The sequence below is a fragment of the Arthrobacter sp. Helios genome (assembly GCF_023167125.1).
Taxonomy (GTDB): Bacteria; Actinomycetota; Actinomycetes; order Actinomycetales; family Micrococcaceae; genus Arthrobacter_B; species Arthrobacter_B luteolus.
The window spans coordinates 296,442-322,805 of sequence record NZ_CP095402.1 but is presented as its reverse complement, the minus strand read 5'-3'; the positions used below and the strand labels follow the sequence as shown (position 1 = coordinate 322,805).

Sequence of the window (26,364 nt, the reverse complement as noted above, 5' to 3'; positions counted from 1 at the left end):
CATGTGGACCCGAGAACGACGCGCGGTGACGAGCTGGCCGACCGCCTGCGCACAATAGCTGAAGATGAACATCAGGACCCGTCCCGCCGGGCCCTGACCACCCGCGAACTTGCCGCCTACGTGGGCACCGCCGTCGCGCTCTGCCTCGTCGGACTGCTGGTGATGGTGCTGTGAGCGGCGGCAAGCGCACGGCTGCGCCCGCTGAATCCCGAAGTGCTTCCCTTGGGTCTTTCCCCCTCCTCAAGGGCGAACGCATCTGGAGCGGGGCCGAGTTCACCTGGGTGAACGTCTCGCTGGCCATCGCCACCTGGGCCTTCCTGGTCGGTGGTTCCACGGCGCTGCTGGTCGGTTTCCAGCAAGGCCTGGCCGCGATGGTCATCGGCAACGCGATCGGCCTGTCCTTTATGGTGCTGGCCTCCGTCGTGTCGAGCCAGCGCCACGGCGGCGAGCAGTACACCATGCTGCGGCCCGTGTTCGGGCTGGTTGGCGTGGGCATCCTGGTGTTCACCGTCATCCTGGTGACCGAGATGGGCTGGTCCTCGCTGCTTTCCATCATGGTGGGCCGGGCGGTCACGCAGGTCTCCAACGAAGCGTTCGGCACGGACTTCGGTCCGGAATCGGTCATGGTCACGGTTGTGGCGCTTCTCGCGATCGCCGCCGCCTGGTGGATCCTCTCCCGCGGTCCGGTCATGATCGGCCGGTTCAATAAGTTCATCGCCCCCGGTCTGGTGGTCATCACGGCGGGCCTAATGGTCTTCCTGATCCTGAACACCTCCTGGGACTCGCTGCTGACCGCCTCACCCCTGGCACCCTTCGAGGACGACCGGCTGAACTTCATGCTGGCCGTGGAATTCAACGCCGGCGTGGGGGTTTCCTGGTACCCGGTCATGGGCTCCCTGGCACGGCTGACCAAGTCGCCCAAAGCCGCTCTCTGGCCGGCCTTCGGCGGCCTGTTCGTCGCCACGATCATTGCCCAGGCCGTGGGGATGGGCGCCGCCCTGACCCTAGGCGACTCCGATCCGACGGTGTGGATGCTGCCCTTCGGCGGGCCGATCCTGGGCGCGGCGATTCTGCTGTTCATCGCCTTCGCGAACATCACCAGCACCTCGTCAATCGTCTACTCAACCGTGCTGGCGCTCCGCCAGGCCAGCGGCAGCCTGCTGGCCAAAGCTCCGTGGCCGCTGCTCTGCGCCGGGTTCTTCGTCCTTCCGGCGATCCTGGCCTTCTTCCCCGGCTTTATGTACGACCAGTTCATGGTCTTCGTGACCATCAGCGGCGCGTTCCTCTCCGCCATGTGCGGGGCGATCATCGCCGACTACTTCATCCTGCGCCGGCAGCACATCAACCTGCCGGACATCTTCAAGCCCGGCGCCGCGAGCCGCTACCACTTCTCCGGCGGGCTGAACTGGGCCGGCCTGGCCGCCGTCGCCGCCGGTGCCGCGTTCTACCTCAGCATCTACAACCCGGTCACGCTGGAGACCCTTCCGGTCTTCAGCTACACCACCGCGTCCCTGCCTGCGGCTCTGCTCGCCGGCGCCGTCTACTACCTGCTCGCTTCGCTGGCCTATAAGTGGCGGAACATGGGCGGTTTCCGGGACGTACCGGAGGCATCTGCTTCCCAAGCCACCACCGCAGCAAAAACCGCAGTAAAGGATCCCGCATGAACCCCGCACCCCGCAAAGCCCGCGCCGCCATCCACGACGGCACCTCCACGGGCCTGGACATCCGCACCATTGAGGTAGCCCCGCCCGGTCCGGGAACGGTCCTGGTCCGCCTCGGCGCCTCCGGTGTCTGCGGCTCCGACCGCCACGTGCTCGACGGCGATTGGCAGCTGCCCTCCCCCACCGTGATGGGCCACGAGGGTGCGGGCACCGTGGAAGCCATCGGCGAAGGTGTCGAGGACGTTGCCGTGGGCGATCACGTAATCCTGTCCTGGTTCTACCCGTGCCGGCGCTGCACCGCGTGCCTTTCGGGCCGCTCTTTCGTCTGCACGGGCAGCCGCTCCGAGGAGTGCCTGCTGCCGGACGGCACCACCGCACTGAGTGAGGACGGCGCGCAGCTGTTCCCGTATCTCTCCGTCGGCTCGATGAGCGAATACACCGTGGTGCCCGAATCCGCAGCGATCAAGGTCCCCGCCGAGGTACCGTTCGACGTCGCCAGCCTGATCGGCTGCTCCATCGCCACAGGCTATGGCTCGGTCGTGAACGACGCCGGCGTCCAGGCGGGGCAGTCCGCCGTCGTCGTGGGCACCGGCGGTGTGGGCCTGTCCATCATCATGGCGCTGAACCTGGTGGGCGCGAACCCGATCATCGCCGTGGACCTGAGCGAAGAGAAGCTGGCCGCCGCCCGCGAATTCGGTGCCACCCACACGCTGCAGCCGGGCGAGGACCTCGCCGCCCGGGTCCAGGAAATCACCGGCACCGGCGCGGACTTCGCTTTCGAGGCGATCGGGCGGGTGGAAACCATCGAATCCCTCCCCGGGCTCATCACTGCAGGCGGCAAGGCTGTCCTGGTGGGCCTGCCCCCGCAGGACGCCCCGGTATCGATCGACGCGCTGGCACTGGCGGAGACCGGGAAGTCGCTGATCGGCTCGAACTACGGCTCCACTGTGCCTGGCCGGGACTTCCCCCGCCTGGCGGAGCTGTACCTGGCCGGCAAACTCCCGGTCGACCGGCTGATCTCTGACAGGATTAAGCTGGACGACGTCAACGAGGCGTTTGACGCCATGCGCCGCGGGGAACGTGCCCGCAGCGTCATTGTGTTCGACTAAATAACCATCCGATCCGAGGAGAGACATGGCCAGGCCCCGCACCCCACTGCTCTCCTCGGAGAAGATCCACGGCGGTGCCCTGGCACTGGTCGATGAGCTGGGGGATTTTACGATCCCCCAGCTCGCCCACCGGCTGGGGGTGAGCCCTTCCTCGCTTTACCACCATGTGCAGGGCCGGCCGCAGATCATCAACGGCATGCGCTCCATCATCGGTGCCCAGGCACTGGCCTCCGCGGACTTCCCGCCGGGGCCCGGGACGTGGCAGGAACAGGCAGCCGCCTGGACCCGGAATTACCGCCGGGTCCTGAGCGAACATGCCAAGGCTGTGCCGCTGCTGGTTGGCGAGGCGGTGACCGATGCCCCGACGCTGGAGGTCTACGAGCGCCTGGCCTCGGTACTCGCCGGCGCGGGTTTCGACGATGCACAGGTTGTTCTCGGCATCTCCGTGCTGGACATTTTCTGCCTTGGTTCCTCCGTGGACACCGCCGGGCCTGCGGTCGCCTGGCGGACCGCACCGGAGACACAGCCGGTGCTGCACCGGGCTCTGGACGGCTGCGGGGAATCGCTGGAGCGCAGGTCGGATGAAGCGTTTGAGGCCGGGCTCGCTGCGGCGCTGGCGTACCTGGCTGCGCTGCCGCGTCCGGGCGGAGGAAATACTCCCGGCTAGCCCGGCGATGACGCCGCGGGGTAGGTCATCGGCTCGGTAATCCAGTCGAGGCCGTCCCACCGGTCAATCCGCTGGACGATCTCGAAACTGCTCCGGCACATGTCGACGACGGCCTGCTCCGGATCGGGTGCGGCGAAGGCGTCCTCCAGGGTCAGGATGAACTCATTCATCTGCGGCTGGAACACGGCTTTGTCCGGTTTCAGCAGGGTCGCATAGCTGTCGATGCCGGCCATAAACGGGTACGGCATTCCGTAGAACGCCGGTTTGCTCATTGCCACGTCACCGGGCCAGAACCCGTACTCCACGAATTTCTCGTCGAAACAGTTCACTCCGATCACATCCGTGCCGCTGTACGGAGCTGCCTGCCCGGCGAAAACGGACCCGGAGAGGTCCATGGTGCCAAACCAGTACTGCGGGGTGAAGACCTTGCCGCGGAACGGAGCGAGGAAGCGGGAGAGGCAGCGGTAGGCAAAGTGCAGGTGGTCCAGGTAAAGGGCCACGGCCTGCCGGTCCCACGAATGGTGTTTGGTGTCCTGGTCAAACGGTGTGTTGTCGTGGAACTCCTGCGGTGTGGTGTTGATCCGGGTCGGCGCACCGATGTAGTCCAGGGCCCCCATCAGCTGGGCGTAGAAGTCCGCGACGCTGAGCCCGTCCTGCAGGGGAATCCGGGACTTGCTGCCGTTGGTGTTCTGCACATCCACGTGGTGCTGGCGCAGGTTGAAGTAGATCTCAAAACTGCTCGCGTCGCCGGGGATGATGCCGGTGCCGATCCCATCGATGGTCAGCGGCATCCGGACGTGCGCCCAGCCCGGCCGCTTGTCGGAGCGCTCGATCTTGACCTTGCCCGCCATCTGCAGGAAGAGGTGCAGGGTGTCGGCGGTGTCCTGCCATTCGGTGTAGTCCAGGATCCGTTTTTCCATGGGTATCGCCTCAGATCTGTGGCTGCTGCGGGGAACGTACACGGGCGGAAAAGAATATCCCTCAAGTGTGGGTCGGGCGCCTGGACCGGTCAACGCCAGCCTCCCCCAACCCGGCGGCAGGCAGGTGGGGAACATCACTGGGACAGGCCGCGGTCCGGGTACCTATAATTACAGCTGATCCTCCGGGCAGACGAGACAGTCCTGCCCGAGCCCAGGCTGCAGTTCGAGCGCTGAGGCCCCTGTGCCCCAACCCCCTCTCTAGGAGCCTTCCCCGGTGACCAGTTCTTCCCCGAAGCGAGCCACCTCCCGTTCCCGGAGCCTGAAGTACATCCTGATGCTCGGCGCCCTCGCCGCGCTGCCCGCTGTCACCACGGACATGTACCTTCCGGCGCTGCCGGAGGTCGCCGCTGATCTGGCGACGACGACGACGGCGGCCCAGTTCACGCTCTCCGGCACCCTGCTGGGCACCGCCGTTGGACAGCTGGTGATCGGTCCGCTGTCAGACCGGTTCGGACGCCGGCTGCCGCTGCTCATCGGCATTTCCATGCACATTGTGACGTCCCTGCTGTGCGCAATTGCTCCCAACATCGGCCTGCTGATCGGCCTGCGGGTGCTGCAGGGCTTCTTCAACGCCGCCGCGTCGGTGGTGGCAATCGCCGTCATCCGCGACCGGTTCACCGGTTCGGACGCAGCCAAGCTCCTCTCCCGGCTGATGCTGATGATCGGGCTGGCTCCCCTGCTGGCGCCCACCCTCGGCCAGGCGGTTGCCGGCATCTGGGCCTGGCGGGCCGTGTTCTACGCCCTGGCGCTGATCGGCGTCATCCTCGTTATCATCGTCTGGCGCTGGATGCCGGAAACCCTGCCGCCGGAACGCCGCCTCAGCCGCGCCAAGAAGGGCAGCCCGAAAACCGGCGAGCCCGGCGGCTACCGGATCCTGCTGCGCGACCGCCGGTTCCTGGCCTATGCGGTCATTCCCGGCCTCGCGATGGGCGTCATCATGAGCTACGTGGTGGGTTCCCCCTTCGTGATGCAGGAAGAGTACGGCCTCACCCCCGGCCAGTTCGCGCTGATCTTCGCCGTCAACGGCGTCGCCATGGTGATTTCCTCCCAGATCAACGCCTCGCTGCTGAGCCGCGCGTCGTCGTCGGGCATCCTGCGGATCGCAGCGCCGATCCTCCTGGTCCTAGCGCTGGCACTGCCGGTCATCATCATCACCGGGGTTGGCGGCGTGTTTGGGCTGGTGGCCGGGCTGTGGCTGGTGCTGGGGATGCAGGGTTTCATTTTCGCCAACGCCACCTCGCTGGCGCTGGACGGCTACGGACGGATGGCCGGAACGGCGGCCGCTCTGCTGGGCTGCCTGCAGGTTGGCCTGGCCGGGCTGATCAGCCCGCTGGTCGGGGTCTTCGGCGGCAGCGCCCTCTCCATGGCCGGCGTGATCATCGGCTGTGCAGTGGCCATGGTCCTGGTCCTTGCGACGACGCCGGCCTACCGCCGCGGCAACCGGCGCGGCCACCGGCGCCTGAGCGCCGGGGAGGACAGCACCGCCGAAGCCGGGCAGGCCTAGGGCCAGGTTTCCGGCTATCTGGGTCCTAGGCCCGGTGCTCCAGGTGCAGCCGAGGGCGGCGGTTCCTTGAGCTCAACGAAGAACACGTGGGTCTCCGTGTCTCCGGTGTTCTCCCCGATGTGTTCCTGCGCCGGCAGCCATTGCGCTGCACCGGCCGGCAGCTGCACGTCCATTTCGCGCTGCGGGGTAGTCAGTCTGCGGCGAAAGGCGCTGGCGGTGATCATCACGCTGTCGGGGTGGCGGTGGATCGTTGTTTTCGTCCCGGGTGCATCCCGGTACTCAAGGACCCGCACACGGTTGTTTTCGAAGACCACACTGTAGTTCCGGGGATTGGACTCAACGGGATCCTGGGTCATAGCTGGAAGAGTATGCCCGCTGGTGGCCGCGGGGCCATAGCCTGCCCTCCCGCAGGCGCTGGGTGCGCAGATACCGCGGCTTCGCCAGAAATTACCCCGCCGGAGCTGCGCGCCCAGCTCAGCGGGCGCCGAGCAGATGTTCCAGCGCCAGCTGGTTCAGCCGGACAAAGGCGAAGGAGCGCTGGGCCGCGGCATCGGCGTCGAACTCCTCGAACGACGCACGGTCCGCGATCAGCGCGGCAGCCGTTTCCCCGGCTGCCAGGGTGGGCAGGCCCAGCTCATAAACGCCGGAGGCCTCCAGGGCTGCACGGACTTCGGGATCTGCGCGGAAAGCCTGGGCCCGTTCCTTGAGCAGAAGATACATGGACATGTTCGCGGCTGCCGAGTCCCAGACGCCGTCGTATCCCTCGGTGCGGGATGGCTTGTAGTCAAAGTGCCGGGGACCGTCGTAAACCGGCCCGCCGCCCGGGAAGCCATTCTCCAGCAGGTCCACGGTGAAGAAGGCGCTGGTCAGGTCCCCGTGGCCGAAAACCAGGTCCTGGTCGTACTTGATGGACTTCTGCCCGTTGAGGTCGATGTGGAAGAGCTTGCCGGCCCACAGCGCCTGCGCCAGGCCGTGGGTGTAGTTCAGCCCGGCCATCTGCTCATGCCCGGTCTCCGGGTTCAGGCCCACGATGTCCCCGTGCTCGAGTTCGGCAATGAAGGCCAGTGCGTGCCCAACCGTGGGCAGGAAGATGTCCCCCCGCGGTTCATTGGGCTTGGGCTCGAGCGCGATGCGGAGCTTGTAGCCCTGGTCCTTGATATAGCCGGCGGCAGTGTCCACGCCTTCCTTCATCCGGTCGAAAGCTGCTGCGAAGTCCTTGGAACCGTCGTACTCCGCGCCTTCCCTGCCTCCCCACATCACGAAGGTTTCGGCCCCCAGTTCCGCGGCAAGGTCCAGGTTGCGCAGCACCTTGCGCAGCGCGAAGCGGCGCACGGAACGGTCGTTGGAGGTGAAACCGCCGTCCTTGAACACCGGATGGCTGAAGAGGTTCGTGGTGATCATGGGAACCTTCAGCCCGGTCTCCTGGATCACGCTGTTGAACCGCTTCAGGATCAGCCCGCGGTCCTGGTTCGAGGAGCCGAACGGAATGAGGTCGTCGTCATGGAAGGTGACACCGTAGGCTCCCAGATCGGCGAGCTTCTGCACCGCCTCGACCGGATCAAGGTCAGTCCTTGTGGGGGTGCCAAACGGATCGTTCCCGGTCCACCCCACCGTCCAGAGTCCGAAGGTGAAACGGTCGGCAGGTGTTGGCGTCTTTGGCATGTGCACTGCTCCTGGATCGGGCCTTGAACGGATATGTTGTGCGACACAACATATCCACGGTCGATCGGGGTGTCAATGGTTCTCCCATTAGCGCGCCCGGCCTCTAGAGCGGCCGGCCATTCGCTTCACTGACCCCGTTCGATTGTTGTTCCATGCAACAATCGAACATCCCTGCCACTTGCTCGAAGGATCCAGCGCATGCCGACCAAGCCGGGCAGTGAAGGCATCCGGGTGCAGAACCTCTCCCGTGTCCTGACACTGCTGCATCACCGCGGACCGCTTTCCCGCGCCGACCTCACCCGGCTCACCGGTTTCAACCGTTCAACGGTCGGCGCCCTCACCGCCGAGCTGGCGCGGCTCGGACTGGCCTACGAAACCGAACCGGCCGCTGCCGGCCGGGCCGGACGTCCAAGCCCCCGGGTGCATCCCAACGAGAGCGTCGCTGTCCTGGCCGTCCACCCCGACGTCGACGCCGTCACTGTCGGTCTGGTGGGGTTGGGCGGCAAGGTGCATCGGAAGGTTCGTTGCACCGCCGCCTGTCCGAGTGTCCCGGAGACGGTGGAGATTGCGCGGGCAGCCGTGGGCGGCATGGCCCCGGCCCTCGCAGCAATGGACCGGGTGATTGGTGTCGGCGCTGCCGTCCCGGGACTGGTGGACAGCTCCGACGGGTCGGTCCGTCTCGCCCCGCATCTGGGCTGGGAAAACGAACCTCTGGCCGCCGCGCTCGGCACAGCCCTGGGCCTGCCTGCCCGCGCCGGAAATGACGCCGCGCTGGGCGCCCTGGCCGAGAGCACCTTTGGCGCGGGCGTAGCGCAGAAGAACGTGGTGTACCTGAACGGAAGCGCCAGCGGCATCGGCGGAGGTGCCGTGGTGGGCGGTGTTCCGCTGAGCGGGGCGGATGGATATGCCGGGGAACTCGGCCATACCCTGGTCCGCACCGACGGACTGCCCTGCCACTGCGGGCGCCGCGGCTGCCTGGAAACCGAGGTCAACCTTCCAGGCCTGCTCAAGGCGCTCGGCCTGAAGTCCGCAGACCTGGACGAGCTGGAAGCCGCCATGCGAACCCAGAACTCCCCGGGGTTCCGGCAAACTGCCGGCCGTCAGCTGGACCTGCTGGGCGAGGCGGTCGTGAATCTGGTGAACATCTTTAATCCCCGGACCATCCTGCTCGGCGGTTTCCTGGGCGCGCTGTGGACGTTTGATCCGGAGCGGCTGCGGACCGTCGTCGCCCAGGGTGCCATCGGCGGACTGGGCCGGACGGTGGAGATCCGCCGGGCTGCCCTGGGAGCTGACCTGCTGCTGGTGGGGGCAGCGGAACTCGCCTTCGCCCCGCTGCTGGCCGATCCGGCGTCGTACCGGCTGAACCTGGCAGAGCCCGGCCAATAGGTTAGCCGCCGGGGATTCCGAACACCGCGTCAACCCGTGCCGGGCCGCGGCTCCGGGCCGCCGGCCGGGCTGCCGGACCCGCCGCCGTGGCCGTGGCCGTGGCCGCCGCCGTCGTCGGCCGCCAGCATGTGCGGAGCGTTCGTCACCACCAGCCAGGCCGGCAGGACGGCCAGGCACAGCAGTGCGGTGACCGCCACATCACCGGTGATCACGACGGCGATAAACAGGGCCATCCAGCCGTCACGGGCGACGGCGAGCACCAGTCCCAGCACTGCGGCTGAAACCACAACACTGACCGGGACGTCGGGAACCAGGGCCCCGGCGGCCAGCCCGAAGGCGACGCCGATAAAGACTGAGGGAAAGATCCGGCCGCCGCGGAACCCTGCTGCCGCGGCAATCACCAGCGCACACAGCTTAATGACCGCCAGCAGCAGGAGCGTCCCGAAGGGCTGCCCCGGGGTGGCGAGAAGTTCGCCGGATTCCTCAGCGCCCTTGAACAGCGTGATGGGTCCGCCGATCACACCGAGCAGGCCCAGCAGCGCACCGCCGAGAGTAGTGAAAAGGACCGGATTCGAAAGCCGGTGGAACACCCGGTGCGCCCAGCGGAAGGCGAAGACCCCCAGCAGTCCGAAGCCCGCGGCCAGCGGCGCAATGATCATGGCCGCGAGGATGTCCCACCCGTTGACGCTGTCTGCGGCCGGAACACTGATGTCCAGGAGCGTGCCCCCGAGGAGGTTCATGACTACTGCGCCTGCACCGGCAGCCACCAGGGGAAGGAAGAGCTTGTCGAAAAGCGCGCCGGCCCCGGCCGTTGATCCAACAATGCCGGTGAACAGCAGCGCTGCGGCCACGGGCGTGCCAAAGAGGGCGCCCACCGTGCCGGCAATCGTCATACCCACGATCAGCTTGCCCGGCACCCGCGGAAAAAAGCGGCCGACCAGGACGGTGAGCACGGCGGCATTGATGGCGATGATCGGATTCTCCGGACCGAGGCTGACCCCGCCGGCCAGCCCGAGGACCGCCGCCGCGGCCAGGCTGGGAATAACACCGATGGGCAGCGCAGATTCCGCCAGCTCGGATTCCGCGGAGTCCGGTCCGCCATGGCCGGGCACAAACCGGGTGATCAGCCCGACGGCGGCCCCCGTGAGCGTCAGAATGCCGAAGATCCACCAGCCGCTGTCTGGATTCACACCGACGGCTCCGGGGAGGTCGTCCCAGAGCAGGTGCTGCAGCAGGGCGGCCGCTTCGTCCAGCCCAAAGAGGATCAGTGCAGAAACCACACCGATCAGGATGGCCGGCAGGGTGAGGGCCGCCAGGGTCCGGACACGGTTCTGCGCAAGGACGCCGTCATTTGCGGTATCAGACATGGTGCCATCCCTGGCCGGCCGGAGCGGAGGGCTGTCTCCGCGGGTTTGCTCAGGTTACGCGGTCGTCCCGGCAAACGGACAGGACCGCGCCCGGTGAGGGCCCTTCCGACGCCCGATCGGCCGTCCCGTGTTTCCTCCCCGCAGCTGCAGGCTGCGGCCTGCCGCTGCGGCCCTGCCGGTTCTGCCGGGCCCTACCGGTTCCGCCCTAACGCTCCTTGGCCAGCAGCCGCTCGACGCGGGGCTTCACCTCGGTGGCCAGCAGGTTGACCGATTCGAGGAAGTGCTCGTGCGGGGTACCGCCGAGGTCCATCTGCAGGAAGTGGCGCATATGGCTCATGTAGCCGTGGAGGTGGACGATGCGTTCGGCGACCTCGTCCGGATCGCCGATGTAGTAGGCGCCTGGGGCTTCAGCCTGGGCCAGGTAGTCCCGCTTTTCCGGTGCCGGCCAACCGCGCAGACGGCCCATTTCGACGTTGAGGTTGTACCAGCCCGGGTAGAACCGCTCCAGGGCTTCCTTCTTGGTCGGTGCGATCAGTCCCATGGCGGCAACGGAAACCTTGATGTTCTCGCCGGTATGGCCTGCCTGGGCCGCGGACTGGCGGTACAGCTGGGCCAGCGGAGCGAACCGGTGCGGTGCGCCGCCGATGATGCCGTAGGAGACGGGCAGCCCCATCCTTCCGGCGCGGGCCGACGACGGCGCGCTGCCGCCGGTGGCTAGCCAGATGGGCAGCCGGCCAAGGACAGGACGGGGTACGACGGCGAAGTCGGACAGGGCGGGCCGGACGGTCCCGCTCCAGGTGATGTTCTCGGTCTTGCTGTTGTTGAGCGTCAGCAGCAGGTCCAGTTTCTGCGAGAACAGTTCGTCGTAGTCGTTCAGCTCGAAGCCGAACAGCGGGAAAGTCTCCACCGAGGATCCCCGGCCTGCCGTGATTTCGATCCGGCCGCCGCCGGAGACCGCGTCCGCCGTCGTGAACTGCTGGAAAACCCGTACCGGATCGTCCGTGCCGATAATGCTGGCGGCACTGCCGAGCTTGATCCGGCGGGTGGCGGCCGCAGCGGCGGCGATCAGTGCCCCGGGTGAGGAGGCGGGCATGCTCACGGTGTGGTGTTCGCCGATGCCGAAGTAGTCCAAGCCGGCCTGGTCAGCGAGGACGATGGCGTCGAAGAGGTTGCGGATCGCTTCGCCCGTAGGCCGTGGCGTCCCATCCGGGTTCAGTTGGGTGTCGCCGAAGCTGTAGGCGCCGATTTCCATGGTGTCTCCTGTAATGCCTGCGTGAGGGGGGTGAGGCGGCTGCGGGGTTGAGGCGGCTGCGGGGGAGGGTTAGGCCGCCGCGGCGGCCGGTGCGTTGTCCAGTGTGTTGCCTGGCGCGTTGTCCAGTGCGTTGCCTGGCGCGTTGCTATGGAACTCGTTCAGCAAGCCCCGGACCGCGGCCGCAGTGTGCGGACCGTTGAAAACCGCGGTGCCGGGCTGGAACATACGGCCGGCCGCCAGCGGACCGGCATCGACGGCGTCGTACCCAAGCCTGTCCAGGAACTCCGCCACGCGTGTCCGCGCTTCCGGATCGTCCCCGGCCACCGCCAGCGCGCGCCGGCCCGGCGTACCTGACTCGGCGCCGTCGGCCTCCAGGTCGTGATAGCCAATGTGGTTGAGGGTCTTGACCACATTGGAATCGGCGAGGAATTCCTGGACGACTTCGCTGCTGCCGCGCACGCCGTCCTCGAAATCGGTGATCGTGCCATCGATCGGAGCCCAGTAGTTCATCGCGTCGATCACGGTTTTCCCGGCCAGGGCCTCCGGCGACAGCGTGCGGTAGCGGTGCAGCGGAACGGCAACCACCACAAGGTCTGCCTGTACAGCTTCAGCCACATCCACGGCGGCAGCACCCGGGGTGATGATTTCCACCAGCAGGGCATTTTCCGTGGCGGGCTTGGAAGTGGCGATCTTCACCTCGTAGCCCGCTTTGAGTGCCTGGCGCGCGACGGCGGTTCCCACCCGGCCGGCGCCAAGGACACCGATGGTCTGCGGCTGGCCTGCCGGTGCCTGGCTCATTTCTGCCAAGTTTGAGTGTGCCTGGGCTGGCTGTGCCTGCTCAGGTTCTGTCTGATCAGGCTCTGTCTGATGAGGCTGGGCCTGGTTGTTCCGGACGTGGCTCATCCTGCTCCTCCCGCTTAGCTGCCGGCCATCTGCGTGATGGGCAAGGGCCGGTTCCTGCCTTATCAAAGCTTAGGGAGAAGCCAAACTTTATGCAAATGCATCTACTTTTTCGCTGGTTCACTTCACTGGTTCACTTCACTGGTTCACTTCACCAGCGCACGGAGGGCCACCCCAGAAAGGTGCCCGCTGCCGGCTACTGGGTCTTCCAGCTGGCCTCGCTTGGCCCGTCGAAGGCCAGGGTCTCTTCAACCAGCACGCGTTCGCCGGGAACAGCTGCTGCCGGCACATCCATGCACACCTGATAGTCGGCCTGCCCGCCGTTTTCCAGCGTCGGCACGGATGCTCCACCCTGCTCCAGGAGCGCGGCGCAGGAGGACTCGTCGTACTGACGGTTGTCCGATCCGACAAAGTTGGTGCTCAATTCCAGCCAGGGGTCTCCTTCTGCGGCACCGTTGTAAACCACATTCAATGTGATCAGGACATATTGTCCGGACGGCGCCTGATTGACCGGATTGAAGCTCAGGACCTCGTCAGTGGCATCAAGCTGGACGCTGGAGACCGTCACGGAATAGTCCCCGATCTCTGCCGCGGTTCCAATGGGCAGGAGACTGGCTTCCGGCACGGCTGTGGCCGACCCCGAGCCAGCCGATGCAGAGCTGGTTGTCTGGCCGCCGCCGTAGGGGACAACGTTGTCCATCGAGTTATTGAATGCCGTGAAGAACGCTGACAGCAGGGCAATAGCAACGATGGACGCAATCACCGCCAGCCCGGAGACGACGGTTCCGGCGATGGACAGGCCCTTCGCGGACGTCCGCCGCCGCGTGGCGATGACCAGTGCTGCGATCGAGAGTCCCAGCCCCACCAGCGCGATGATCAGGGCCATCACGTTGAGGAACGGCACCCAACACAGGACCAGCCCCACGATTCCCAAAATCAGCCCGGCGAGCGCCATGCCGCGGCCCTGGTTGGAGGGAGGCCCCTGCGGCGGGTACGCCTGGCCATAGTTGTACATCGGGTCGTTTGGCTGAGTTCCCATGATCGCCTCGCAGGGTCCGGGCGCCGCAGGGTGTCAGGTCCCGGATTCTGGCCCGTCCCAGCGGCGGGGTCGATTTTTCAGGGTCCTTCAACGGTAGGAGCGCCCGAGGGGCGCGGCAAGGAGTTCCGGAGACTGGCATGGCGGTGAACTGGTGGAGGTGAGGCAGAAGGGAACTCCGGTGCGCAGATAAGGCGGGCAGGAGCGGAATCAGGCCGCCAGTGCTGCGCACCAGGGACGCCCAGCACCTCTCGGCGGAGAGCGGATGGCCCGTCCAGGTATTCCCAGCGCCCACGCCAACGGCTTACTCCTTCGAATCACCCTCTGCCGTTGGCCAGCTCCTTCTACGAAAAGATCTTTGCGCAGAAGTGCCTGACTTCACCGCCCGATCAGGTCGCGGGGGTCCGGCGCCATCAGTTCGCGGACCTGTTCAAGAATCCGCATCTTCAGCGGCCGGGAAACGCTTGCCGGCTCACCAGATGTCTCCGGCGCACCGGCACCCCACACCATCCCCCGCCCCGCCGGAGCACCTTTCTCAGCGTCTTGGCCAGAATCCGATTCAACGCCCCGGCCAATGCCCGGCTCAGTGCCCGCCCCAGCACTCGGCTCAGTGCCCGGCCCAGCGCCCGATTCAGCGCTCGGCTCCGTCTCTGCACCGGTGTCCGGCACCGGGAGGAGCCCCCGGACTGCTTCCTCCCCCAGCATCTCGTCCTGCACCGTCAGCGCAATCAGCCGAAACAGAGCCCGATCCTCGCGGGTGGCCAGGGAACTGGTTTTCAGGTCATTCAGCACAGCGAGTCCGGCAAGCGAGCGCCGCGGGTTGGCGCTGAGTGATGCCTCCAGTGCCCACTGGGTCCGGACCCACCACTGCGCCCGGCGGTCCGCTTCGAGCTTCTGCCGATAAGCAATGTAGGCGACCACCGCCGTCGTCAGGATGCCCAGCGGACCGAGCACCGGTATCCAGGTGATGGCCCACACCGCCGCTTGATCCCAGAAATCTCCCCAGTCCATGCCCGGAGCCTAGCCGTAGTCCACAAAGCAACGGGATAGCCTGGCCGTTTCCGCGGAACACCAGCCGCAAAACCCAGGGTGGCCGGTTGCCGGCCAACTCTGCCGCTCCCCGGTCCAGCCCGGCCCCGCCGGCCCCACCCCCAGGCCCCCGCCCGCCGATAGCCCGGTCCCCTCTATTGCCCGGGCAGTAGGTAGATTGTTGAACACCACCAATCAAGGAGTGTCCTGCATGCCCCGCCCCCGCTCGCCGCTGCTGTCGGCCGAGGCCATCGTCACCGCAGCATTGGACATGATCGACGAAACCGGGAACTTCAGTTTTCCCCGGATCGCGCGTCGGCTGGAGGTCAGCCAGTCTTCGCTCTACAACCACATCCAGAACCGCGAACACATCATCGAGCTGATCCGCGCCCAGGTGTTCGCCGGACGGTTGAGCAATCCGGTCACTGACCTGCCGTGGGATGAGGCGCTGCGCACGGTGGTGCGTGCCTACCGGGCCTGCATCGCCGCTCATCCGCGGCTGGTTCCGCTGATCCTGGCCCAGACGGTCCAGGACACCGGCGCGCTGGGCGCGTACGAATCCATGGCGCTTGCCCTGGAACAGGCCGGGCTGCCGCCGCAGCGCATCGTTTCCGCACTGTTCCTGATCGATAACCTGGTGCTCGGATCGGCGCTGGAGCTCACCGCCCCCGCCGTCGTCTGGGCCCCTCCCGCCGGCGCCTTTCCCGCACTGGAGCGGGCACTGGAGGCACCGCACACGGTTGAGGGCCGGGCCGAAGCGGCATTCGAACTGGGACTGGAGGTCCTCATCGACGGCCTCCGGGCACAGGAGTTTACACAAACTTAACTGAAAGCCTTTCGTTTTCTATTGCGCAGACGGGCCGGGTGCCGGAGAGTAAATGAAACCCATTCACTTACTGTTCACCGCACTCACTGAGGGAGACCCCATGGCCCCGCCCATTACCGCTGAGGGACGAGTACCGCTCACGGCTAAACGCGCTGTTTCAGTGTTCGGCATCAGCGTCGTCGGCTTTATGACCGCCAACCTGGTGCCGATCATGGTCGTCGCCCTCACCGGGGATCTGGGCTTAACCGCCACGGCGGCCGGAACGCTGATGACCGCGTCGCTGCTCGCCTGTGCGCTCTCCTGCCTGCTGACCTCCCGCTGGGCCGCTGCCTCCGGCCGCTACCTCATTGCCCGCACCGGGCTGGCCCTGACCGCGGCGGGGTTTGGCGCGGCCGCGTTCATCCCGTCCGAGCCGGCAGTGATTGCCGGCATTATCCTCGGCGGCCTGGGCGCCGGCGGGGCGGTGTCCTCCGGCGGTGCCGCCCTGGGCGCGCTGCGCAACCCGGACCGCGCGTCGGGCATCTCCGGCTTCGCCAACCGTGCCATCGTTTCCGTGGTGCTTTTTGTGATTCCCGTTCTGGGCGCCGGCATGGGCAGTGCGTTCGGGCTGCTTGCCGGGCTCGCCCTGGCGGCCCTGCTGGTCACGGGCTGGCTTCCTGACCGCCCGACGGCGGAGCCCACCGCCGCCGCCGGAGCCCTGGAGGCTGCAGCCGCCACCCCGGTCACCACCTCCAATGCGGCCCCGGGCACATCCTCGCGCACGGCCACGATCGCCGGCTTCGGCCTGCTCGCCTGCTTCGCGCTCTGGGCACTCAGCGAGGATTCGCTCTGGGCGGTTGCCGCCACCATGGGCGCTGACCAGGCCGGACTCGACGAAACCGGAATGGGCCTGGTACTCAGCCTCTCCACCCTGGGCGGCCTGCTCGGCTCCGCGCTGGTGGGACTGGCCGGACGCCGGCTCGGCCGCACCATTCCGCTGGCCGTTGTCCTCATCGCCGGGGCCGGCATGAAGTTCGTCTCCGGCATGGTGGAGGATTCCGGCCTTTACATGGCCGTCATCATTGCGTGGAACACCCTGTACCTGATCGCCTTCGTCTACATCATCGCGATCGCAGCGGCCCTGGACGCCACCGGCAAGTGGTCCGCTCCGGCTCTTGGTGTCTACCTGATCGGCTCCTCGTTCGCACCGTTCCTCGGCACCGTGATCGCCACATCCGCCGGCTACCAGGTCCTCGGTGTGGTCCTGGCCGTGATGACCCTCCTCCTGCTGATTCCTTTCCTGCTGATTTCGCGCTTCTCGGTGCGGGCCGAAAAGGCCGCGGCAACGGTTCCGGCTCAGCCCGCAGCGGCGGTGTCCTGATGCGCATGCTCTACACCAACTGCAGCGTCTTCACCGCCGCCGCGCCCGCGGATCCCTCCCGCGCCGAGGCCTTTGTGGTCGACGGCGGCCGGTTCAGCTATGTCGGAGACGCCGCCTCCGCGGCGGCTGCGGCCGGTGCCGGCGCGGCCACGGTGGACCTCGGCGGAGCCTTCGTGCTGCCGGGGGTCATCGACGCACACACCCACCTGCTGATGACCGGCCAGGCACTGGGCAAAGTGCAGCTGCGCGACGCCGTGAGCCTTGCCGACCTGCAGGAACGCCTGCGCCAGGCGGTCCGCGACACTCCGGATGCGCCGCGCGTGCTCGGCAGCGGCTGGCTGTACAGCGCCCTGGACGGCGCCGAACCCACCCGCCAGCTGCTCGATGCTGCCGTCCCGGACCGGCCGGTCTATCTTGGCGCCAATGACCTGCACTCGGTCTGGGTCAACAGTGCGGCACTGGCCGAGCTCGGCATCGGGGACAGCACCCCGGATCCCCTCGGCGGGCGGATCGGCCGGGACGCATCCGGGGCCGCAGACGGCCTGCTGTATGAGACGGCGGCGGTGCAGATCGTCTGGCCGGCGCTGGCGAACGCTGCCCGCGATGAAGACCGTGATGCCTGGCTCGAATCGGTCTTCCGGCATTACGCTGCCGCCGGCGTCACCGGAGCGGTGGACATGGCAGTGCAGGACGACGACGTTGCCGCCTTCCGGCGCGCGCTTGCCCGCCATGGCGGAACACTCCCGCTGCGGGTCAAGTGCCACTGGCTGATCCACCGCAGGGAGAACACCGAAGCGAACCTGGCGCAGGTGGCCCAGGTGGCCGAGCTGGCCGCCGAACTCGCCGAAGCCGGAACGGGTCAGTGGCTGCAGCTGTGCGGGATCAAGATCATCATCGACGGTGTGATCGACAGCTGCACCGCGTCAATGAAAGAGCCCTACGCCGACGGAAGCAGCGCCGAACCGATCTGGGACCGGGATTCGCTCTACCCCGTGGTGGTTGCCGCCGACGCCGCCGGTCTGCAGGTTGCCCTGCACGCCATCGGCGACGAAGCCTCCGACATCGCCCTGGATGCCCTGGAAGAGGCCGTGCGGGTGAACGGGCCCGCGCAGCCCGGCCACAGTGCGCGCCGGCACCGGATCGAGCACCTGGAAACCGTCACTGAAGCCAATGTGCAGCGGCTGGCGGACCTCGGCGTCGTCGCTTCCGTCCAGCCGGTCCATGCGGACCCGGCGATCCAGGAGAACTGGCAGGCGGTGGTCGGCGACCAGCGGGTGGGGCGGGCTTATCCCTGGACCGAATTCACCGGCGCGGGTGCCAGGCTGGCGATCAGCACGGACGCGCCCACGGCCCCGTACCAGGCGCTGCCCAACCTGTATGTGGCGGCGACCCGGAAGTCGGCACTGGATCCCGGGCTGCCGGCCAACCTGCCGCAGTACGCGCTGGAGCTGGCCGACGCCATCTGCCATGCCACCCGCGACGCCGCTTACTCCTGCCGCGCCGAGGACAGCCTGGGCCGGATCATCCCCGGACAGCTGGCTGATTTCACCGTCCTGGCCACCGACCCGCTCACTGCCGAGCCAGAGAGCCTGCTGGCCAACACCGTATTACTGACCGTTACCGGAGGCGAAACGGTCTTCGACAACGCTGCCGCTACCCTGAGCTAACCAACCGAAGGAACCCCCGCACCATGTCATTCACACCCCCGGCCATGCCCGCAGAATGGGCTCCCCACAGCAAAACCTGGATGGCCTTCCCCACGCCCAATGACACGTTCGGTGAGGCCGGCAGCAGCACCCTGGACCGTGCCCGCACTGCCTGGTCCGCCGTCGCCCGCACCATTGCCCGCTACGAGCCGGTCACCATGCTGGTGAATCCCGGGGATCTGAGCGCGGCCAAGGACTTCCTCGGCGACGGGATCAATCTGGTGTCCGTTGAGCTGGACGACGCCTGGCTGCGGGATTCCGGCCCCACCTTCACACATGCCGCAGACGGCAGCGTTGCCGCCGTGAACTGGGTGTTCAACGGGTGGGGAGCGCAGGAGTGGGCCGCCTGGGACAAGGACCAGCACCTGGGCAGCTTCGTGGCAGCGGAAGCCGGCGTTCCGGCAGCCTCCAGCACGCTGGTTAATGAAGGCGGCGGGTTCCACGTCGACGGCGAAGGCACCGTCCTGCTCACCGAGACAGTCCAGCTCGATCCGGGACGCAACCCCGGCAGAAGCCGGGACGAGGTGGAAGCGGAGATCCATGCCCGGCTGGGCACCTCCAAAGCGATCTGGCTGCCGCGCGGACTCACCCGGGACTACGACGAGTTTGGCACCCGCGGGCACGTGGACATCGTGGCGTCCTTCGCCGGCCCCGGCACGGTGCTGCTGCACCGGCAGGACGACGCCCGGCATCCCGACCGTGAGGTGATGCAGCAGCTCCGCGCCGTCCTGGAAGACGCCGTGGACGCCCGCGGCCGGAAACTGCAGATCATCGACGTCCCGGCGCCCACCGTGCTCGACGCCGGGGACGGCTTCGTGGACTGGTCCTACATCAACCACTATGTTGGCAACGGCGTGGTGGTGCTCTGTGCCTTCGGCGACGCGAACGATGCCGCAGCAGCTGACATCCTGGGCCGCGCCTACCCCGGCCGCGTCATCGAACTGGTGGATGCACGGGACATCTTTGCCTTCGGCGGCGGCATCCACTGCATCACCCAGCAGCAGCCGGCGCCCCGCGAAACCGATGCTGAAGCCATAAAAGAATCCGCGGCGGGAGCATAATGTTCGACGTCGTTGAAGCGGGCGTCGCCGATCTCCGGGAGGCGCTGGAGTCAGGCAAGGCGACCAGCGAGGAACTTCTCCAGGCGTACCTGGCCCGGATCGAGGCCTACGACCGGCAGGGACCGCGGCTGAACTCCGTCGTTGTGTCCAACCCGGACGCGCTGGCCGAAGCCCGGGCCGCGGACGAGCGCCGTGCCCGCGGTGCCGTGCTCGGGCCGCTGGACGGCATCCCGTACACCGCCAAGAACAGCTTCAAGGTGCGCGGGCTCACCGTGGCCGCCGGTTCCCCGGCGTTCGCCGACCTGGTGGCCGGGCAGGACGCCTTCACCATCGAACGGCTGCGCGACGCCGGGGCGGTGCTGATCGGGCTGACCAACATGCCGCCGATGGCCAACGGCGGGATGCAGCGCGGAGTCTATGGCCGGGCGGAAAGCCCGTACAGCGCCGACTTCCTCACCTCCGCGTTCGCATCCGGCTCCTCCAACGGGTCCGGGACGGCGACGGCGGCCAGCTTCGCGGCGTTCGGCCTCGGTGAAGAGACCTGGTCCTCGGGCCGGGCACCGGCGTCCTGCAACGCGCTGTGCGCCTACACCCCGTCCCGCGGTGTGATCTCGGTGCGCGGAAACTGGCCGCTGGTGCCAACCATGGACGTTGTGGTTCCGCATACCCGCACCATGGCGGACCTGCTGGAGGTCCTCGACGTGATCGTCGCGGACGACGCCGAGACGCGCGGCGATTTCTGGCGGGCCCAGCCGTGGGTGAAGGTGCCGGCAGCCTCCGAGGTGCGGCCGGCGTCGTACCTCGACCTGGCCGAGCCCGGACCCAGCGCCGCGCGCGGCGTCCTGGCGGGCCGGCGGTTCGGGGTGCCGAAAATGTACATCAATGCCGATCCGGACGCAGGCACCGCAGCCGCCGGAGGCAGGGCAGCCGGCATCGGCGGGCCCACGGGGCAGCGCATCCAGACCCGGGATTCGGTCCTGGAGCTGTGGAACGCCGCCCGGCGGGATCTGGAGGCCGCGGGCGCCGAAGTCATAGAGGTGGATTTTCCGGTGGTGACCAACTACGAGGGCGACCGCCCCGGTGCACCGGTCCTCGCCACGCGCGGCCTGGTGAGCCCGGAGTTCCTGCGCAGCGAGATCGTGGACCTCTCGGCCTGGGCCTGGGACGACTTCCTGGCCGCCAACGGTGACCCGGCGCTGAACCGGCTGGCCGACGTCGACGGCACCAGGATTTTCCCGCATCCGGAGGGCGCGTTGCCGGACCGGTACACCGGGTTCGACGATGACATCGCCGAATATCCGGAGCAGGTGCGGAGTCACCCGGTGAACACCTTTACCGAGATTCCGCACCTCGCTGACGGGGTGCGCGGGTTGGAAGAGACACGCCGGATCGATCTCGAGGAGTGGATGGACGGCCTGGGCCTGGACGCGGTGGTGTTCCCGGCAATGGCCGATGTAGGACCGGCCGATGCTGACGTTAATCCCGGCTCAGCGGATCTGGCCTGGCGCAACGGCGTCTGGGTCGCCAACGGCAACCTGGTGCCCCGGCATCTGGGCATCCCCACCGTCACCGTGCCGATGGGAACAATGGCGGACACCGGGATGCCGGCAGGGCTCACCTTCGCCGGGCGGGGCTGGGACGATACGGCGCTGCTCCGGCTGGCTGCGGCTTTCGAAGCGACCGGCTTCGAAGGCACCGGGCTCGGGGCTGGAGGGCTCGGGACCAGCGGGGCCCACAGCCGCCGCACCGAACCGCCCCGGACGCCGCGGCTGGCGTATTAGGCGACGGGCGGAGGGCCTGGGCTGGCTGGGCTGGCTGGACGGGCTGGCCTGGACGGGCTGGCCTGGACTGAGCGGGCTGGGCGGGCTGGGCCCTAAGCCCCCGAGGCCACGAAGCCCAGGCCCTTATCCACCACGTTCGCCGGAGCGCGGCCCTGGAGGTACGCGGTGAGGTTGGCTTCGAACTGGGCGGCGAGGGCGGGCAGATGGGTTTGGGAATCGCCGGAGAGGTGCGGGGTGATCAGCACGTTGTCCAGGCCCCAGAGCGGGTCCGAGGCGGGCAGTGGTTCGGGATCGGTCACGTCCAGCACCGCCCCGGCGATGTCCTTGGCCTCCAGCGCCCGTGTCAGGGCCTCCTGGTCCGCCAGTTCGCCGCGGCCCATGTTCACGAGCACCGCCGTCGGACGCATGGCCATAAGCACCTCCCGGTTCAGCATCTGCCGGGTGTCCGGGGTGAGCGGCGCGGCGAGGACCACGAAGTCGTAGTTCCCGGCCACGGAGGCAAAGTCCGGGCTGGCGTGGATCGCCGCGAAGTCGGCATCCCCGGCCCGGGCGGTCCGGCCCAGCCCGTCGGCTTCGATTCCGACGGCGCGCAGCAGCCGTGCGGTGGTCCGCCCGATGCTGCCCGTGCCGGCGATCAAGGCCCGGCTGCCGGCCAGATTGGCGGTGGGAAAGTACTGCCAGCGGCGGTCCCGCTGGTTTCGGGAAGCCTGCGGGAAGTTCTTGGCGAAGTGGAGGATGCCGGCGAGGGCGTACTCGGCCATCGCCGCATCGAAAATACCGCGGGCGTTGGTCACGGTGACCTCCGAGGCAGCCAGTTCCGGGAAGAGCAGCCTGTCCACGCCGGCGGCCGGAACATGGATCCACTTCAGCGAGTCCGCACGGGACCAGTTCTCCCGCAGTCCGTCGGCAAAGTAGTCCCACAGGTACAGGATTTCGGTGCCGGACAGCGCTGCGGCGAGCTCCGCGGAACCGGAGACCAGGCGGACGTCTGCGAGCGCTTCGATCTGCTCAAGTCCGGTGACCGGGCGGGACCCGGCAAGGATGGTGAGGACAGGTTTGGGCATGCGCTCAGGCTAGGTGATTCCGGCGCCGATCCGTGCATCCGTTACGCCGTCAGGCGCTCCAGTCCCACAGGGCCAGGCTGCTCAGACCCGCGCGGCCAGCATCCCGTCGATGCTCTGCGGCGAGAGCGCGTGGTGGATGGCGAGCATGCTGGCGCCCAGCATCCCGGCGTCGAGCCCGGAGGCGGACTGCACAATCTGCAGGTGCTGCGTGGCCAGGGGCATAGTCCGGGAGTAAATGACCTCCCGCACCCCGGCAATAAAGTGCTCTCCGGTGAGTGCCATCGAGCCGCCGATGACGATCACTGACGGGTTCATCATGCTCAGGCACGCGGACAGGACCGCACCGACGTCGCGCCCGGCCTGCCGGACGGCGTGCACTGCCTCCCGTTCGCCCTGGGCCACCAGCGCGACGACGTCCGGGCCGTCCTCCGCGGGCAGGCCCGCGTCCCGCAGTTTCCGTGCCACCGCCGGCCCGGATGCGAGCGCTTCCAAGCAGCCGAAGTTCCCGCACCGGCACAGCAGATCGGCTCCGTTGGGCACCCGGATATGGCCAATGTCCCCGGCCACCCCGTCCGCGCCGCGGAGCAGTGCGCCGTTGCAGATGATTCCCGCGCCGATGCCGGTGGCGACTTTGACGAAAATCAGGTTCTCGACGTCGGGCCAGGCGGCCTCCCGCTCCCCCATCGACATCACGTTCACATCGTTGTCCACCAGTACCGGCACACCGAAGTGGTCCCCCAGATAGGCGGCAACGTCAAAACCGTGCCAGCCGGGCATGATGGGCGGATTGATCGGCCGGCCCGTACTGTATTCCACGGGTCCGGGCAGCCCGACGCCGACAGCCAGGAGATCACGGCCGGAACGCCCCAGCTGCTGGAGCAGGGCGCTGCCCAGTTCCACCACCGTGTCCAGGACAGTTTCCGGGCCTTCGCTGACCAGCAGCCCGCGGGTGGCGTCCGCGAGGGCGGTGCCGGAAAGATCAGCCACCCCCACCCGCAGGTGGGACGCGCCGACGTCGACGCCCAGGACCACCAGTTTGCCGGCCTGCATCGCAATCTGGGCTGACGGGCGTCCGCCGGTTGAGGCGGCGTCCTCCACCGGAGCTACCAGTCCCAGATCGATCAGCGAATCAACGCGCAGCGCGATGGTGGACCGGGCCGCTCCCACCAGCTCGGCCAGTTCACTGCGGGTGCGGGGCTGGCCGTCACGCAGCAGCTGGAACAGTTCGCTGACGCCGGAGGAGGGCGTGTTCTTCCTTAGATCGACCACTGGGCAATTGAAGCATAGGGATCGGCGGAACTCCGCCGCCAACGGCCGCACCGTGTCCGCCGGAGTGTCATAGCGCGCCCTTGCGCCGGGTTCCCCGGACCGCGAACTTTTGCTGCAGCAGCACGGCCAGCACAATGATCGCCCCCTTGGTGACGGCCTGCACCGAGGTGTCCAGGTTGTTCTGGGTAAACACATTGGTGAGGGTGCTGAAGAGCAGCACCCCCAGGACCGTGCCCACGATGGTTCCCCGGCCGCCGACCAGCAGCGTGCCGCCCACCACCACCGCGGCGATGGCGTCGAGTTCGTAGTAGAGGCCGTGTGTTGAGGTGCCTGCGGTGGTGCGCGCCATCATCATGATTCCGGCAATGCCGGCAGTGAGGCCGGAGAGGATATACAGCCAGACGATGTGCCGTTTGACCTTGATGCCTGCGAGCCGGGCGGCTTCCAGGTTCCCGCCGATCGCCACCGTCCGGCGGCCGAAGGTGGTGCGGTTGAGCAGGAACCAGCCGATGGCGGCCACAACCGCGAAGATCCAGATCAGCAGCGGAACACCCAGCACATTGGAGCGCAGCACCGCCAGGAAGTCCCGTTCGGTGACAATCTGCGTCCTCCGGCCGGAGATCAGTTCCGCGAGGCCCCGCGCGGCGACCAGCATGGCCAGGGTGGCGATAAAAGCCACGACGTTGCCGTAGGCGATGATGGTGCCGTTGACCAGTCCTGCCAGGGCGCCGACGGCGAGGGCCACTACGACCATCAGCAGCCAGCTGCTGTTCTCCGCAGCCAGCTGGACGGAGGTCAGGGTCGCCACCACCGTGGTCAGTCCCATGACCGAGCCGACCGAGAGGTCGATGCCGCCGGCGGTGATCACAAAGGTCATGCCGATGCAGATGACCCCAAGGATGGAGCCGTAGCTCAGGATGGTCAGCATGTTGTTGACGCTCATGAATTGGGAGCCGCTGGTGGCCGCACCAACCGCCACCAGCAGGGCCAGCGCGATGACCAGGCCCAGGCTCCGGGCGCCCGACCCACCCAGTATCCGGCGCCATCCCCCGCGGCTGGCCTCCGCCGGTGCGTCCTCCCCGCTGGGAGGCGGTTCCAGCGTTGTTGTGTTGTTCTCGCTCACGAGGCGTTTCCTTTCAGGACGAGGTCGAGCACACCGTGCTCATCAATGTCGGCGGCGTCTCTCAGTGCCAGGCTCCGGCCGGCGTCGAGGACCAGCACCCGGTCGGCCAGGCCGATGACCTCCTCAATCTCGCTGGAGACCACCACGATGGCCACGCCTTCAGCTGCGAGTTTGCGGATCAGTGAGTAGATTTCGGCTTTGGCGCCCACGTCCACGCCGCGGGTGGGCTCGTCCAGCAGCAGGATCCGGGTCCCGTGGATCAGCCAGCGGGCCAGCAGCACCTTTTGCTGGTTGCCGCCCGAGAGGGTCCTGGCCGGGCGGTCCGGATCCGCCGGCGTCAGATGAAGGGCCGTGGCCTGTTCCCGGGCCGCCTGTTTCTCGGCCCGTTCGTTCAGCAGCCCGCGGCGGGCAAACCGGGCGAAGGTGGAGAGCGTGGCGTTCTTGTAGATCGGTTCTTCCAGGAGCAGGCCCTGGCTTTTCCGTTCTTCCGGGGACAATCCCATGCCCGCGTTGGTGGCGGCCCGCACTGAGCCTGGCCGCAGCTGCCTGCCCTGGACCGATACGCTGCCGGTGCTGGCTTTGCGGGCACCGTAGATGGTTTCCAGGATTTCCGAGCGGCCCGACCCCACCAGTCCGGCCAGGCCCAGAATCTCCCCGGCCCGGACGGAAAAGCTGATGTCCTGGAAAGACCCGGACAGGCCCAGATCCTGTACCTGGAGCAGCACCGGCGCCTCAGCCGGCACCGGTTCCCGGGGCGGATACACGTTGGTGGTTTCGCGTCCGGTCATCAGCCGGACCAGGTCACCGCGGGACACTGATTTCACCGGCAGCGAGGAGGCGGTGCTGCGGCCGTCCTTGATCACGGTGATCCGGCTGCCGATCTGGTCAATCTCCTCCAGCCGGTGCGAAATGTAGACGATCGCGATGCCTTGGGCGGTGAGCTGTCGGATCACCCGGAACAGGTTCGAGACTTCCCCGGAGTCCAGGATGGCGCTTGGCTCGTCCATGATGATCAGGCGGGCATTGCGGGACAGCGCCCGGGCCAGGCTGACAATCTGCTTGCCGGCGGCGGAGAGGCTGCCCACTTCCGTGCCCGGCGAAAGCTCCTGGTGGCCCAGCCGCTGCAGCAGGGTGCGGGTCTCCTGCCGGGCATCCCTGACCCGCAGCACTCCCCCGCGGGCATTTTCGTGGCCCAGGAAGATGTTCTCCGTAACGTTCAGCCCGCCCACCACGTCCAGCTCCTGGTACATGGTGGCAATCCCCAGGTCCAGCGCCGCCGTGGGCGAGGCCAGGTCCACGGGCTCGCCCTCCCAGCGGATCTCCCCGCCGTCGGGCTGGTGCACACCGGAAAGCGCTTTGATCAGCGTGGACTTTCCGGCGCCGTTCTGGCCCAGCACGCAGTGCACCTCCCCCGGGAGCACCTCCAGATCAACCCCCTGCAGCGCCCGGACTCCAGCGAAGCTCTTGCTGAGATTCCGCACAACAAGCAGCGGCTTTACGGGTGTTGGGGCAGCGCTGGCCGTCGACATGGAAGGGAGCATACACACTTATGTCGATGACCAGTAGTATCTTGCAGTTTTTTCGGCGGACTTCTGTTAGTGTGACGGCCATCACGATGAGG

General features: G+C 67.5%; 23 protein-coding genes. 11 read left to right on the top strand and 12 right to left on the bottom strand.

Annotated elements, in window-relative coordinates; all coding sequences use genetic code 11:
• The first annotated feature begins 3 nt into the window (after nt 1–3).
• Genes ArtHe_RS01410 through ArtHe_RS01395 form a run of 4 tightly spaced genes read left to right on the top strand, consistent with a single transcriptional unit; the run spans nt 4 to nt 3,437 of the window.
• Nucleotides 4–174 (top strand): hypothetical protein, encoded by a 171-nt coding sequence (locus ArtHe_RS01410; protein WP_157075244.1) that lies wholly within the window; start codon nt 4–6, stop codon nt 172–174.
• Entirely contained in the window at nt 171–1,664 is a 1,494-nt protein-coding gene (locus tag ArtHe_RS01405) for a cytosine permease (protein ID WP_248318422.1), read from the top strand. Before ArtHe_RS01410 ends, ArtHe_RS01405 begins: the two co-directional genes overlap by 4 nt.
• On the top strand, nt 1,661–2,770 hold the full coding sequence (locus ArtHe_RS01400; protein WP_248318421.1) for a Zn-dependent alcohol dehydrogenase: 1,110 nt from the start codon (nt 1,661–1,663) through the stop codon (nt 2,768–2,770). Before ArtHe_RS01405 ends, ArtHe_RS01400 begins: the two co-directional genes overlap by 4 nt.
• Before the next feature lie 25 nt (nt 2,771–2,795).
• Complete coding sequence (locus tag ArtHe_RS01395; protein WP_248318420.1) at nt 2,796–3,437, top strand: TetR/AcrR family transcriptional regulator; 642 nt, start codon at nt 2,796–2,798, stop codon at nt 3,435–3,437.
• Here the strand turns inward: ArtHe_RS01395 and ArtHe_RS01390 are convergent.
• Nucleotides 3,434–4,357: a DUF5996 family protein gene (locus ArtHe_RS01390; protein ID WP_248318419.1), complete on the bottom strand. Its 924-nt coding sequence runs from the start codon at nt 4,355–4,357 to the stop codon at nt 3,434–3,436. The genes ArtHe_RS01395 and ArtHe_RS01390 overlap by 4 nt on opposite strands.
• 274 nt (nt 4,358–4,631) lie before the next feature.
• Here ArtHe_RS01390 and ArtHe_RS01385 point away from each other — a divergent pair, with 274 nt between their 5' ends.
• Nucleotides 4,632–5,921 (top strand): multidrug effflux MFS transporter, encoded by a 1,290-nt coding sequence (locus ArtHe_RS01385; RefSeq protein WP_248318418.1) that lies wholly within the window; start codon nt 4,632–4,634, stop codon nt 5,919–5,921.
• Between the two features lie 14 nt (nt 5,922–5,935).
• Here ArtHe_RS01385 and ArtHe_RS01380 read toward each other — a convergent pair whose 3' ends face one another.
• On the bottom strand, nt 5,936–6,277 hold the full coding sequence (locus ArtHe_RS01380) for a cytoplasmic protein (RefSeq protein WP_248318417.1): 342 nt from the start codon (nt 6,275–6,277) through the stop codon (nt 5,936–5,938).
• 118 nt (nt 6,278–6,395) lie between these two features.
• Nucleotides 6,396–7,583: a xylose isomerase gene (gene xylA, locus ArtHe_RS01375; protein ID WP_248318416.1), complete on the bottom strand. Its 1,188-nt coding sequence runs from the start codon at nt 7,581–7,583 to the stop codon at nt 6,396–6,398.
• Between the two features lie 198 nt (nt 7,584–7,781).
• Here xylA and ArtHe_RS01370 point away from each other — a divergent pair, with 198 nt between their 5' ends.
• The gene (locus tag ArtHe_RS01370) at nt 7,782–8,969 is read left to right on the top strand and encodes an ROK family transcriptional regulator (RefSeq protein WP_248318415.1); all 1,188 of its coding nucleotides are present in this window, start codon (nt 7,782–7,784) and stop codon (nt 8,967–8,969) included.
• A 29-nt stretch (nt 8,970–8,998) separates the two neighbouring features.
• Here the strand turns inward: ArtHe_RS01370 and ArtHe_RS01365 are convergent, their stop codons facing one another.
• The 5 genes from ArtHe_RS01365 to ArtHe_RS01345 all read right to left on the bottom strand — a co-directional run bounded on the left by ArtHe_RS01365 (nt 8,999) and on the right by ArtHe_RS01345 (nt 14,535).
• Nucleotides 8,999–10,336, bottom strand: coding sequence for an ion channel protein (locus ArtHe_RS01365; protein ID WP_248318414.1), 1,338 nt, complete (start codon nt 10,334–10,336; stop codon nt 8,999–9,001).
• A gap of 205 nt (nt 10,337–10,541) precedes the next feature.
• Complete coding sequence (locus ArtHe_RS01360; RefSeq protein WP_248318413.1) at nt 10,542–11,588, bottom strand: LLM class flavin-dependent oxidoreductase; 1,047 nt, start codon at nt 11,586–11,588, stop codon at nt 10,542–10,544.
• A gap of 69 nt (nt 11,589–11,657) precedes the next feature.
• Entirely contained in the window at nt 11,658–12,386 is a 729-nt protein-coding gene (locus ArtHe_RS01355) for an NAD(P)-binding domain-containing protein (protein ID WP_248318412.1), read from the bottom strand.
• A gap of 298 nt (nt 12,387–12,684) precedes the next feature.
• Nucleotides 12,685–13,527 (bottom strand): DUF4190 domain-containing protein, encoded by an 843-nt coding sequence (locus ArtHe_RS01350; protein WP_248318411.1) that lies wholly within the window; start codon nt 13,525–13,527, stop codon nt 12,685–12,687.
• A 375-nt stretch (nt 13,528–13,902) separates the two neighbouring features.
• A complete protein-coding gene (locus ArtHe_RS01345) occupies nt 13,903–14,535 on the bottom strand; it encodes a hypothetical protein (RefSeq protein WP_248318410.1) in 633 nt (210 codons plus the stop codon).
• 229 nt (nt 14,536–14,764) lie between these two features.
• Here ArtHe_RS01345 and ArtHe_RS01340 point away from each other — a divergent pair, with 229 nt between their 5' ends.
• The 5 genes from ArtHe_RS01340 to ArtHe_RS01320 all read left to right on the top strand — a co-directional run bounded on the left by ArtHe_RS01340 (nt 14,765) and on the right by ArtHe_RS01320 (nt 21,287).
• Entirely contained in the window at nt 14,765–15,379 is a 615-nt protein-coding gene (locus ArtHe_RS01340; protein ID WP_248318409.1) for a TetR/AcrR family transcriptional regulator C-terminal domain-containing protein, read from the top strand.
• A 100-nt stretch (nt 15,380–15,479) separates the two neighbouring features.
• The gene (locus ArtHe_RS01335; RefSeq protein WP_248318408.1) at nt 15,480–16,739 is read left to right on the top strand and encodes an MFS transporter; all 1,260 of its coding nucleotides are present in this window, start codon (nt 15,480–15,482) and stop codon (nt 16,737–16,739) included.
• Nucleotides 16,739–18,406: an amidohydrolase gene (locus ArtHe_RS01330; protein WP_248318407.1), complete on the top strand. Its 1,668-nt coding sequence runs from the start codon at nt 16,739–16,741 to the stop codon at nt 18,404–18,406. The genes ArtHe_RS01335 and ArtHe_RS01330 overlap by 1 nt, the downstream gene beginning before the upstream one ends.
• Before the next feature lie 23 nt (nt 18,407–18,429).
• Nucleotides 18,430–19,506, top strand: coding sequence for an agmatine deiminase family protein (locus tag ArtHe_RS01325; RefSeq protein ID WP_248318406.1), 1,077 nt, complete (start codon nt 18,430–18,432; stop codon nt 19,504–19,506).
• Nucleotides 19,506–21,287, top strand: a complete 1,782-nt coding sequence (locus tag ArtHe_RS01320; protein ID WP_248318405.1) for an amidase — start codon at nt 19,506–19,508, stop codon at nt 21,285–21,287. Before ArtHe_RS01325 ends, ArtHe_RS01320 begins: the two co-directional genes overlap by 1 nt.
• Before the next feature lie 92 nt (nt 21,288–21,379).
• On the opposite strand, the gene ArtHe_RS01315 is transcribed toward ArtHe_RS01320, so the two are convergent.
• The 4 genes from ArtHe_RS01315 to ArtHe_RS01300 form a co-directional block, all read right to left on the bottom strand.
• Nucleotides 21,380–22,351, bottom strand: coding sequence for a D-2-hydroxyacid dehydrogenase (locus ArtHe_RS01315; RefSeq protein WP_248318404.1), 972 nt, complete (start codon nt 22,349–22,351; stop codon nt 21,380–21,382).
• An 81-nt stretch (nt 22,352–22,432) separates the two neighbouring features.
• The gene (locus tag ArtHe_RS01310; RefSeq protein ID WP_248318403.1) at nt 22,433–23,620 is read right to left on the bottom strand and encodes an ROK family transcriptional regulator; all 1,188 of its coding nucleotides are present in this window, start codon (nt 23,618–23,620) and stop codon (nt 22,433–22,435) included.
• A gap of 67 nt (nt 23,621–23,687) precedes the next feature.
• Nucleotides 23,688–24,656: an ABC transporter permease gene (locus ArtHe_RS01305; protein ID WP_248319626.1), complete on the bottom strand. Its 969-nt coding sequence runs from the start codon at nt 24,654–24,656 to the stop codon at nt 23,688–23,690.
• Nucleotides 24,657–24,739: 83 nt separating this feature from the next.
• On the bottom strand, nt 24,740–26,272 hold the full coding sequence (locus ArtHe_RS01300) for a sugar ABC transporter ATP-binding protein (RefSeq protein WP_248318402.1): 1,533 nt from the start codon (nt 26,270–26,272) through the stop codon (nt 24,740–24,742).
• Between the last annotated feature and the right edge of the window lie 92 nt (nt 26,273–26,364).